Genomic DNA, 10,675 nt, shown 5'->3' with positions numbered 1-10,675 from the left:
ATCCCGTTGCTCGTTGTAATTCTTCTAAAAAGACAGCGTCACTCAACGCCCGTAAACTCTCGGTTTCATGGAGTTGGGCATACAAAAGCAGTTTCATAAATGAAGCCATATAAAGTTTCTTGGTATAGTGATTTAATTGATGTGTTTTCACTAGGTCATCAAATAATGGACGATTAATCGGTGAAAACCATTGTTCAAATGATGTTTTTCGTGTAAACTTATCCATGGTTTTGTCCTTTGTATTGGATTTGGATGGTTTACTACCACCCAACCATTATAAAGGATTTTTTTGTGTTTGGATTATATTTCAGAAAATTCGGTTTATTTAAAGGTGTTAAATTATTTTAATGCGACGCTAGTGATTTTGATTAAAATAAAAATTAGTAAGCAAAAAGGATGGGGGAATAATATGAGTACACATTTTATATATGATGAACGCCTTGGCATTCGCCTGCCACATTTAGAGAAGGAATGGGACATGTACACAAAAGAAGAACAAGCAGAAATTTTATTAGAATGGGAGACGATTCGTGGCAAAATTCCTGATCGAATTATCGAGCTAGAGCAACAAATTAATGAAAAACAAAGGCAACTCGGAGAAGAAAATGATTTTGCTCGCTCATGTATGCTCAATTCAGAAATCGCCTCGCTCGCTTCAATGATTAACGATTTATGGATTTGGTATCGGATGAATCAGACGGTTACAAATCGCATACATCAATAAAAAAGGTGCCCATACGGACACCTTTTTTACGCTAAATTCGCCAATCTCATCACATCACGGGCGATCATTACTTCTTCATTTGTCGGGATGACTAATACTTTTACTGGAGAATGCGGATAGCTAATAAACGCTTCTTTGCCGCGCACTTTATTTAATGCTGGATCCCAGTAGACACCCATAAATTCAAGACCACGCAATACTTTTGCACGGACGACATCGCTGTTTTCACCAATGCCTGCTGTGAAAATAATGGCATCAACCCCGCACATGCGCGCTGCGTATGAGCCGATGTATTTATGAATGCGCCCAGCAAACACTTCGAGCGCCAACTTTGCACGTCGATCGCCTTTTGAAGCCGCTTCTTCAATATCGCGTAAATCGCTTGAAAAACCAGTTAAACCGAGCATTCCGCTCTTTTTATTTAAAATATCAATAACTTCCTCGGCTGTTTTCCCTGTTTTTTGCATAATGTACGGGATTAGCGCTGGGTCGATGTTTCCTGAGCGCGTCCCCATCGCTACACCGGCAAGCGGTGTAAAGCCCATGGACGTATCGATCGATTTCCCGCCTTCTACCGCTGCAATACTTGCTCCATTTCCTAAATGACAAGAAATTAAACGAAGTTGCTCAATTGGGCGGCCTAATAGCTCAGCTGCACGTTGTGTCACATATTTATGTGATGTGCCGTGAAACCCGTATTTACGAATGCCGAACTTTTCGTAATACTCATATGGCAAGCTATATAAAAACGACTGTTCTGGCATCGTCTGATGGAACGCTGTATCGAATACAGCAACAGCTGGCACATTTGGTAAAACTTCACGAAACGCTTTAATGCCGACAACGTTTGCTGGGTTGTGCAATGGCGCTAAATCAGATAAGTCTTCAATTTCTTTTAGCGTCTCATCTGTAATTAAAACGGAGTCGCTAAATTTCTCTCCACCATGTACCACACGATGACCAATTCCTTCGATTTCGTCAAACGATTGAATAATACCAAGTTCAATTAATTTATCAAGCAACATTTTTACAGCAACCGCATGATCCGAAATTGGCGTTACTTCTTTTATTTTTTCACCATTGACTGTAATATTAAAAATCGCATCTTCAAAACCAATTCGCTCAACAACACCTTTTGTTAACACTTCCTCGCTCGGCATGTTGAACAATTGAAATTTTAACGAAGAACTTCCTGCATTGATCGCAATGATTTTTGGCATTTGATTAAACAGCTCCTTTGACATCGTTCACAATTATTGTATGCAACTATGCGAATTTCATCGGTACGTCTCTCATTTTACGGGTCGTTCACCGCTCTTTTCAAGTATACAAACTTCCCGAAAACGTTTTCTTCACATATTTGTTATATTCAGAAGGTTATGAACGATTTTCTTTCAGCCATTGTTCAAGCTTCACGACCATCGCTTGCATCGCCTCTTTATTTGAGAAGCTAGGAAGCTGGGCAAGCAACGCTTGTTTTGGCGCTTTTGCATGCGCCCCTTTTTTTTGCAAAATAAAAATACTTTTCGCTGCTGCTTCATTTTTAAACATCGAAAGCGGAAGTTGCAACAAACTTTGAATAAACGTCTCTTTCTTAATCAACGCATGCAACTCTTTCGATTCATCTGACGTAAACAGCGTATTTGGAATTAAGAAAAATAAATACCCACCTTCTTTCGTATAACGAATACTTTGTTCAATGAACAAATAGTGAGCGTATGAATGGCCACTTTTCGCATGTAAGTGGAACGATTTAGCGTTTTCATCATCTGGATAATATCCGATTGGTAAATCGCAAACGACAACATCAACCGGTTCAATAAACAACGGCTTTAAGCTATCTTGATGAAACAATTGGATTTCATGTCGTTGTAAATTTGCATTCACATAAGCAAGCTTTAGCAATAAATCGTCTGCGTCTACACCGTAACTCCGCACTTTTTTATTTGTTAATTGATTTAATACCGCTGTCATTAAATTTCCTGTCCCAATAGCAGGATCGAGAAGCGATAACGAAAAATACGTTTTTGTAAATTCATCAACTAAATAGCCAATAAATACTGAGACCGCATCCGGTGTCATTTGATGGTGTGGCTGTACGTACTCCTTCATTCCTTTCAACATCGCTAATTGCAACGCTTTACGGATGTGTTCATTTTTCCATTCGTGCAAATGAACAGATGCATACGCCTTTTGTAACCGTTTCTTTAACAACTCGCTCACTTCTTCTTGCAATACATCACTGTGAAATAAATTTTCTCCAGTTTCAGCAACTGCTTCTAAATATGAACATTTTAATTCTTCTTGAAGCCATGTCGCCGTTTCATCAATGATGGTAAACAATTTTTCCAACATCCCTCACTCCTTTCTGTCCGACATTCTATTTTAGAAAATATAAACGAAAAAGGCTATCCCTTTTTGAGATAGCCTCAAACAATTATTATTGCGCGGCTTGTTTTGCCGCTTCGATTGCCGCTTCGTAGTTCGGATGGTTTGTCGCTTCAGATACATACTCAACATATGTCACACGATCGTTACGATCAACGACAAATACAGCGCGAGCAAGTAAACGCAATTCTTGAATAAGCACACCATATGCTTGACCAAACGATACGTCACGATGATCAGACAGTGTGACAACGTTTTCTAACCCGTTTGCAGCGCACCAACGTTTTTGCGCAAATGGTAAATCAACGCTAATCGTTAATACTTTCACTCCTTCAATGCTACCTGCTTCCTCATTGAAACGACGCGTTTGCGCATCACAAACTCCTGTATCAATTGATGGTACAACGCTAATTAATCGAACAAATCCTTTTGTATCGTCTAATGTCACCGGCGATAAGTCGTTTGCAAGCACCGTGAAATTAGGAGCTGCATCACCGACTTTCACTTCATTGCCAACTAACGTGACAGGATTTCCTTTAAATGTAACCTTCGCCATAGTAAGCCTCCTCTTTATATAAGATACAGGCTCATCATAACGTAATTAGATGAAAAATTCAATTATTTCGATTGATACTAAATATCAAAGTCTGGCGCCCCGTTACGTTGTTGCTTCGGCTTTTCTTTTTTCTCAAACATATGCTGAATTTTTTCAATCGCTTGTGGAGCTAAGTCTAAAATTTTCTCGTATAAGTGCGTGCTTTCGTCCACATGCAACAATTTCACACCAGAACTGTTAACAATTAAAAAAGCAATCGGTGTGATCGATACTCCGCCACCACTTCCCCCACCGAACGGATGTGCTTCTTTTTGTTGTTCGTTTCCATTGTTTAATATAAACTCACTACCGCCTGCAGCGAAGCCAAATCCGACTTTTGAAACAGTTAAAATGACACTTCCATCAGGTGTTTCGACAGGATCACCAATAATTGTATTGACATCGATCATTTCTTTTAAATTTTCCATCGCCGTCGTCATTAATCCTTCAATTGGATGTCCATTCATTTTCATTCCTCCTAACAACTGTCCACATCATTTGTGGCTCACACGTCTTTTTTCCAATGTTTAACGACCTTCAGTCCTGCTAATATAGCGTAACCAATTCGAAATCGGATCATACATGTAAATGACGTACGCGATACAGCTCCTTGAAAAAAAGGAACGATAGAAATGGAGGGAGTGATACAAACGTTCATATATTTACTTATCATTGCCACCACATAATATTTTACTGACCATCCGCTCCCAACAAGCACGGCGGTTTTTGCCGCGTCACCGACACCAATTTGTGTGTGCCATTGAAACTGTAAAACATAGACGTTTTGTAAAAACTTTTTTATAATCGTATGCAAATGAACGATTTTATTTAACAATTGTCTCACTTTTGCTAAACGGTCACGAGCATCGTTCACAGTAAACGTTGTTTTTTCATCTTTTCCTGTATTCGTTTTTTCTTCTGTAACGATTCCCACTTCGCTTTTTGAGATTTCAATGAGCGGAATAGTCAAACGATAGCGAATAAAACGAAGAAGACGAACATCTATCATTAATTGATCGTCATCTTGTGCATGTTGAAATTGAATCGTAATATGCACATATGAAAAAGGAATGAGCGTTAAAAAGGCAATTAAGATGATGGTAATAACGAAAATCATCGGCTTTTCACTTCCTCCCCGATGACATTTTCGACAAAAATGAGCAAAATTAAACGAATAAATTCGCTATGAATGGAAAATAAATGATAAAATAAACGTGAGGACATTTTAACGGAGGGAAAACGATGACTGGACGCCGTAATCGCATGTACTTCTTTCATAAGCATGATGAAGAAACAACAAAGCAAGTTCAACCTCTTATTCAACTCGCTAAACAGTACGAATTTGAAGTCGTGGATGATGCAAAATATGCAAACATTATTGTGAGCATCGGGGGAGATGGAACGTTTTTACAAGCAGTCAGAAAAACAGGTTTTCGTGATGATTGCTTATATGCAGGTATTTCAACATTAGGCACATTAAGTATGTATTGTGATTTTCATATTCACGATACAGAAAAAATGATTGAAGCAATGACAACAGAACAAATTGAGGTGCGTAAATATCCAACGATTTATGTCACAGTCAACGACTCGACATCATTTTATTGTTTGAATGAATGTTCGATTCGTTCAAGCATTATTAAAACGTTTGTCATGGACGTGTTTATTGACGATTTGCATTTTGAAACATTCCGTGGGGATGGAATGATCATTGCTACACCGACGGGAAGTACCGCCTACAACAAATCGGTCAATGGGGCAGTCGTAGACCCGATGCTTCCTTGCTTTCAAGTAAGCGAATTAGCGTCGTTGAACAATAACCGTTATCGCACCCTCGGTTCATCATTTATTTTAAGCGGAAACCGAAAACTTACATTAAAAGTCGTACAAGACGGAAACGACTATCCAATTATCGGGATGGATAATGAAGCATTAAGCATTCAACATGTTGAAAAAATTGATATTGCATTAAGTGGAAAAGTCATAAAAACGGTCAAGTTAAAAGATAACTCTTTTTGGGAAAAAGTAAAACGAACATTTTTGTAAAAAGAGGCATAACGCCTCTTTTTACCATTTTCTTCTGCATATTGTAACAAAGTAAGTAAAAAGAAGTAAGTAAAAAGCTTGGCGTACCAACATATCCTGTTACTTGCAAATCGCTCATCAATTGTACTTGCAATTCTCGGTTTCCCGGCCCTGTTGGAACAACTGTTGCACCAATGCGTCAGAGCGCGGTATCAAACATAAAACCTGCAGGTGATAAATGATCGTTGAACTTTCAATATGCCCACTTCATTCCCCCCTCTTTGTTTATTTCCCTCTTTCGATAACACTTTATGGACGTTTTTATATCTTTATGACTTTACAGAGGCAAATTTCAAAAATGTAAACGTTATCAAAAAGAGGGTTGCAGAAATATTTCTTAATTTTAAGAAAATTCTAAAAAGAATAATACAAAAAATTTTTTTGTTCGTCAAGCTTTTTCCACTCCGAATAAATCGGAGCGGAATATATTACTTTTGCATAGCTTTCATTTCACGCTCACGCAATTCAACACGACGTATTTTCCCAGAAGTTGTTTTTGGTAGATCATCAACAAACTCGATTTTGCGCGGATATTTATACGGCGCTGTTAGTTGTTTCACGTGCTCTTGAAGCTGCGGAATTAAATTCGGGTCGTTTTTATCTACCCCTTCTCGTAGAACGATAAACGCTTTAACTACATGACCACGAATTTCATCTGGACTAGCGACAACTGCACATTCTTTTACAAACGGATGTTTCACTAGCGCATCTTCTACCTCAAATGGCCCAATCGTATAACCTGAACTAATAATAATATCATCACCACGACCTTCAAACCAAAAGTACCCTTCCTCATCTTTTTTCGCTTTATCGCCAGTAATATAATATTCTCCACGAAACTGCATCGCTGTTCGTTCCGGGTCTTTATAATAACACTTAAATAAAGCTGGCGTTTCGACGTGAACCGCAATATCTCCGACTTCTCCAACCGCACAAGGCTCACCGAACTCATTAATGATTTCAACACGATTCCCTGGTGTCGGTTTCCCCATCGAACCTGGCTTTATGTTCATTCCTTTCATCACGCCGACAAGCAACGTATTTTCTGTTTGTCCATATCCATCGCGAACTTGAACACCAAAATACCGCTCAAACGTATCAATCACTTCTCGGTTTAACGGCTCCCCGGCAGATACAGCGCTATGCAAGTGCGGCAACTTATATTGAGAAATCGTCGGCACCTTCGCCATAAGACGATATTCTGTTGGTGTACAACAAAGTACATTTATACGGTACTTCTCTAGCAGATGCAAATATTTTTCCGGCTCAAAGCGGCCATGGTACACAAAACCTGTCGCCCCGCATCCAAGCGTTGATAAAAACGGGCTCCATACCCACTTTTGCCATCCAGGGCTCGCTGTTGCCCAAACAAGATCCCCTTCTTCAATACAGAGCCAATTTTTCGCCGCTGTTCTTAAGTGAGCATATGCCCAACCGTGCGTATGCACAACCCCTTTCGGATTCCCCGTCGTTCCCGATGTATATGATAAAAACGCCATATCATCTCGGGATGTTTGCACAGTAACAAACATATCGTCTTGCTTTGCCATTTCGTCATGTAAATCGAGCCATCGCTCAGTCGAACCGCCGACAGAAAACGTGATAATGTTTTCCATTCCTTCAATTGGAACAAATTGTTCAATATACGGATAATAAGCTACAATTCCTTTCACTTCCCCATGCGAAATCCGATATTGCAAATCTTTTGTACGCAACATTTCAGAACTTGGAATAACGACAAGCCCGGCTTTCAACGCACCTATATATACCGCATATGCTTCTAACAAACGCGGGAGCATCACAAGCACTTTATCTCCTTTTTGCAATCCATGATTAACGAAAGCGTTTGCAATTTTATTCGCCTGTTTCATTAGCTCAACATATGTAAGCTCTTTTGTTTCTCCCGATTCACTCTCCCATTTCAACGCCATTCGGTTTGGATCGTCCTCATACTTTTCAAACTCGCTTGTTAAATTGTACTTTTCTGGTGCAATTAAACTCATTTTCCTCTCCCCTACCATATCATTACAAAAAAATTATACAAAAAAACGGCGTAGTTTTGTATAACTTTTCTAAAAATTTTTACAAAATAAAAAACTCGGTAGAATAAGCCCTACCGAGTTTTCGATCTATATTTATTTTTGACTGCTCAATTGTTGTTCCGCCATTTTCACGAGACGTTTTGTCATCTCGCCACCAACAGAACCGTTTGCTCGCGCAGTTGTATCTGGGCCTAACTGCACACCGAATTCTTGAGCAATTTCGTACTTCATGTGATCAAGCGCTTGTTCTACACCAGGGACGAGCAATCGATTTCGATTTGCCATCTGTTTTCACCCCCTCGCAACGATAGGTTGTGCAAAACAAATGGGTTTTATACATAGTCTCTTAAAAGAGCTCGTCCAGCGGTTGATCAGGTCTCAACGTTATCGTTTCAACGCGGGCAACGGTATCTGCAATCATCTTATCTAGTGGTAAAAATTGTTCATAATGAATAACTTTTTCTTTTTTCGGCTTCGTCTTCGGTGCTTTTGGCGTAAAAATCGTACAACAATCTTCATACGGCCGAATGGAAATATGATGCGTCCCAATTCGTTCAGCAAGCGAAATAATTTCCGTTTTGTCCATTGAAATGAGCGGCCGGAGAATTGGGGTTGTTGTGACGTCGTTGACAACAACCATACTTTCAAGCGTTTGACTAGCCACTTGTCCTAAGCTCTCCCCTGTCACAATAGCCAATCCATTTTCCTTTTTGCGAATTTCATCTGTAATGCGCAACATGGCGCGCCGCGTCGAAATGAGCGAGTAGTTTTCAGGAACTTGTTTATAAATAGCTTGCTGCAGCTCTGTAAACGGCACAATATGGAGGCGAATCGTTCCTCCAAACTCCGTCAAACGTTGCGCTAAATCAATGACTTTTTGTTTCGCTCGTTCACTTGTAAACGGTGGACTAAAAAAGTGAACAGCCTCAATTTGTAACCCGCGCTTCATCGCTAAATATCCAGCTACCGGGCTATCGATTCCGCCAGAAAGCATCAACATCGCTTTTCCGCTCGTGCCAACTGGTAAACCACCTGCTCCTTGCACATCGTATGCAGTAATGTATGTTCCTTCTTTTCGCACTTCAACACGAACATCAATGTCTGGATGATGGACATCGACCGTTAAACCTGTTGTATTTTTCAACACATAGCTGCCGAGTTCGTAGTTTAACTCATTTGTCGTTACAGGAAATTGTTTATCCGCTCTTCTTGCCGATATTTTAAACGTCTTTCCTTCATGTGGGAATTGCTTCACAAAGAAAAGCGTCGCTTCTTTTATCTTTTGTAGGTCGCTGTCGGTTTTTAACGCTAAACTTAATGATTGGATGCCGAACACTTCACGCAATTTTTCAATAACAAGTTGCGGCGGCGTTTCACGTAAGCGAATGTACATTCGATCGCGTGATGCTTCAATTTCAACATTCGGAAAATGCTTCAACTTTCTCGCTACATTTCGTTTTAAACACCGTACAAATTGCAAACGGTTTTTTCCCTTTGTCGACATTTCACCGTAACGGACTACAATATGATCGTATGTCATTTCGTTCCCCTCGCTACTATTTTTAATCGTTCGTATGCACGTTTCATTGCTTCGATCATGATCGGAACATGTTCCATCCGTTGTTCGTATGACAAACTAATACGAATCGAGCGTTCTGCTCGCGCTTGTTCAACTCCCATCGCTAACAATGTTTTGCTCGGCGCCTTTTTACGCGACGAACAAGCCGATGTTGTCGATACATATATGTGATGCTTTTCTAATTCATGAACAAACGCCTCTGATTTAATTCCTTCCAGTGAAAAGTGAATAATATGCGGAGCAGAGTGATCGACTGGTGTATGAACAACAATGCCTTCTATCGTCTGTAAATGTTCGATGATGGCTCGCTTCATCTGCTCGAGTTGTGCAGACGCTTCGCTATATGTTTCAATGGACAATCGCAATGCTTTCGCCATCGCAACAATGGCAGCGACATTTTCTGTTCCCGATCGCAGTTGCATCTCCTGCGCCCCACCTGATAAAAGAGGTGAAAGACGTACGCCTTCTCGAACGTACAAAATGCCTGCTCCTTTTAGACCGTGAAATTTATGCGCCGATGCCGTATATAAATCAACGTTTGCCTGTTTCAAATGAAGTGGTACTTTCGCCGCACCTTGCACCCCATCAACATGAAATAGCACTTTCGGATATTTTTTTAACAACATGCCAATTTCTTCAATTGGTTGGATAGAGCCGACTTCGTTATTTACATGCATAACGGAAACGAGAATTGTATCGTCACGCAACGCTTGTTCAATGTGTAACGGCGAGACAATCCCACGTTCATCAACAGGTACATATGTAACTTGAAACCCGAGTTGTTCAAGCTGTTTGCACGCTTCTGTTACAGATGGATGTTCAATCGCCGTTGTAATGATATGGCGGCCACGTTTTTGATGCTGCCAAGCCACCCCTTTAATCGCTAAATTGTTTCCTTCCGTCCCACCTGATGTAAAAATAATCTCGGTTGGTTTGACGCCAAGCAGACGTGCAACTTGTTCTCTTGCTTGCGTGAGCAATCTCTCTGCTTGCATGCCTAGTCCATGTAGCGACGAAGGATTTCCAAAATGGTCGCTGGCTACCTTCAAAAATGATTGTAATACTTCTTGAAACGGTTTTGTTGTGGCGCTATTGTCCAAGTACATCATCGCCCTTGCCTCCATTACGTTCGTATACAAACAGCCTTCTTATATTATCACATCTTTAGTGAACCTCCCACGGCTAAAGTCGCGGGCTTCTCACTTCGCAGTGAGAATTTCCTGCTTCATCGTCCTCGCAACCTACTAACTCCACAGGCGTAT

At 40.3% G+C, this 10,675-nt stretch carries 12 protein-coding genes; 2 read left to right on the top strand and 10 right to left on the bottom strand.

Annotated features, from left to right (window positions below; translation table 11 throughout):
• Positions 1-226 (bottom strand): DUF4372 domain-containing protein (locus tag BM213_RS12830; protein ID WP_143091176.1); only part of this gene is annotated, 226 nt, incomplete at its 3' end.
• Positions 227-409: 183 nt separating this feature from the next.
• On the opposite strand from BM213_RS12830, the gene BM213_RS12825 reads away from it, so the two are divergent.
• Entirely contained in the window at positions 410-724 is a 315-nt protein-coding gene (locus tag BM213_RS12825) for a hypothetical protein (RefSeq protein ID WP_091704779.1), read from the top strand.
• 26 nt (positions 725-750) lie between these two features.
• Here the strand turns inward: BM213_RS12825 and BM213_RS12820 are convergent, their stop codons facing one another.
• The 5 genes from BM213_RS12820 to BM213_RS12800 form a co-directional block, all read right to left on the bottom strand.
• Positions 751-1,944 carry an acetate kinase gene (locus BM213_RS12820; protein ID WP_091704774.1) on the bottom strand — a complete coding sequence of 398 codons (1,194 nt, stop codon included), beginning with the start codon at positions 1,942-1,944 and terminating at the stop codon, positions 751-753.
• Between the two features lie 157 nt (positions 1,945-2,101).
• Positions 2,102-3,076, bottom strand: coding sequence for a class I SAM-dependent methyltransferase (locus BM213_RS12815; protein ID WP_091704776.1), 975 nt, complete (start codon positions 3,074-3,076; stop codon positions 2,102-2,104).
• An 88-nt stretch (positions 3,077-3,164) separates the two neighbouring features.
• A complete protein-coding gene (tpx, locus tag BM213_RS12810; RefSeq protein WP_091704771.1) occupies positions 3,165-3,668 on the bottom strand; it encodes a thiol peroxidase in 504 nt (167 codons plus the stop codon).
• A gap of 77 nt (positions 3,669-3,745) precedes the next feature.
• Positions 3,746-4,174: a GerW family sporulation protein gene (gene ytfJ, locus BM213_RS12805; RefSeq protein WP_091704769.1), complete on the bottom strand. Its 429-nt coding sequence runs from the start codon at positions 4,172-4,174 to the stop codon at positions 3,746-3,748.
• 38 nt (positions 4,175-4,212) lie between these two features.
• Positions 4,213-4,824: a DUF2953 domain-containing protein gene (locus BM213_RS12800; protein ID WP_091704766.1), complete on the bottom strand. Its 612-nt coding sequence runs from the start codon at positions 4,822-4,824 to the stop codon at positions 4,213-4,215.
• Positions 4,825-4,949: 125 nt separating this feature from the next.
• On the opposite strand from BM213_RS12800, the gene BM213_RS12795 reads away from it, so the two are divergent.
• Complete coding sequence (locus BM213_RS12795) at positions 4,950-5,753, top strand: NAD kinase (protein ID WP_091704763.1); 804 nt, start codon at positions 4,950-4,952, stop codon at positions 5,751-5,753.
• 467 nt (positions 5,754-6,220) lie between these two features.
• On the opposite strand, the gene mbcS is transcribed toward BM213_RS12795, so the two are convergent.
• From mbcS to BM213_RS12770, 4 genes are all read right to left on the bottom strand, one after another.
• The gene (gene mbcS, locus BM213_RS12785; RefSeq protein ID WP_091704760.1) at positions 6,221-7,795 is read right to left on the bottom strand and encodes an acyl-CoA synthetase MbcS; all 1,575 of its coding nucleotides are present in this window, start codon (positions 7,793-7,795) and stop codon (positions 6,221-6,223) included.
• A 132-nt stretch (positions 7,796-7,927) separates the two neighbouring features.
• The gene (locus BM213_RS12780; protein ID WP_003398020.1) at positions 7,928-8,119 is read right to left on the bottom strand and encodes an alpha/beta-type small acid-soluble spore protein; all 192 of its coding nucleotides are present in this window, start codon (positions 8,117-8,119) and stop codon (positions 7,928-7,930) included.
• A 61-nt stretch (positions 8,120-8,180) separates the two neighbouring features.
• The gene (gene thiI, locus BM213_RS12775) at positions 8,181-9,374 is read right to left on the bottom strand and encodes a tRNA uracil 4-sulfurtransferase ThiI (protein WP_091704758.1); all 1,194 of its coding nucleotides are present in this window, start codon (positions 9,372-9,374) and stop codon (positions 8,181-8,183) included.
• Entirely contained in the window at positions 9,371-10,522 is a 1,152-nt protein-coding gene (locus tag BM213_RS12770; protein ID WP_091704755.1) for a cysteine desulfurase family protein, read from the bottom strand. The genes thiI and BM213_RS12770 overlap by 4 nt, the downstream gene beginning before the upstream one ends.
• Between the last annotated feature and the right edge of the window lie 153 nt (positions 10,523-10,675).

Origin of the sequence: Anoxybacillus pushchinoensis, from assembly GCF_900111795.1 — a bacterium.
In the GTDB taxonomy this organism is placed as follows: Bacteria; Bacillota; Bacilli; order Bacillales; family Anoxybacillaceae; genus Anoxybacillus; species Anoxybacillus pushchinoensis.
Note: the sequence above shows the minus strand (reverse complement) of the source record. Positions and strands in the feature narration are given on the sequence as shown.

Excerpts from the sequence above, each read along its gene's own strand:
- BM213_RS12825 (WP_091704779.1), top strand. The coding sequence starts at position 410 with ATGAGTACACATTTTATATATGATGAACGCCTTGGCATTCGCCTGCCA.
- BM213_RS12820 (WP_091704774.1), bottom strand. The coding sequence starts at position 1,944 with ATGCCAAAAATCATTGCGATCAATGCAGGAAGTTCTTCGTTAAAATTT.
- tpx (WP_091704771.1), bottom strand. The coding sequence starts at position 3,668 with ATGGCGAAGGTTACATTTAAAGGAAATCCTGTCACGTTAGTTGGCAAT.
- ytfJ (WP_091704769.1), bottom strand. The coding sequence starts at position 4,174 with ATGAATGGACATCCAATTGAAGGATTAATGACGACGGCGATGGAAAAT.
- BM213_RS12800 (WP_091704766.1), bottom strand. The coding sequence starts at position 4,824 with ATGATTTTCGTTATTACCATCATCTTAATTGCCTTTTTAACGCTCATT.
- BM213_RS12795 (WP_091704763.1), top strand. The coding sequence starts at position 4,950 with ATGACTGGACGCCGTAATCGCATGTACTTCTTTCATAAGCATGATGAA.
- mbcS (WP_091704760.1), bottom strand. The coding sequence starts at position 7,795 with ATGAGTTTAATTGCACCAGAAAAGTACAATTTAACAAGCGAGTTTGAA.
- BM213_RS12780 (WP_003398020.1), bottom strand. The coding sequence starts at position 8,119 with ATGGCAAATCGAAATCGATTGCTCGTCCCTGGTGTAGAACAAGCGCTT.
- thiI (WP_091704758.1), bottom strand. The coding sequence starts at position 9,374 with ATGACATACGATCATATTGTAGTCCGTTACGGTGAAATGTCGACAAAG.
- BM213_RS12770 (WP_091704755.1), bottom strand. The coding sequence starts at position 10,522 with ATGATGTACTTGGACAATAGCGCCACAACAAAACCGTTTCAAGAAGTA.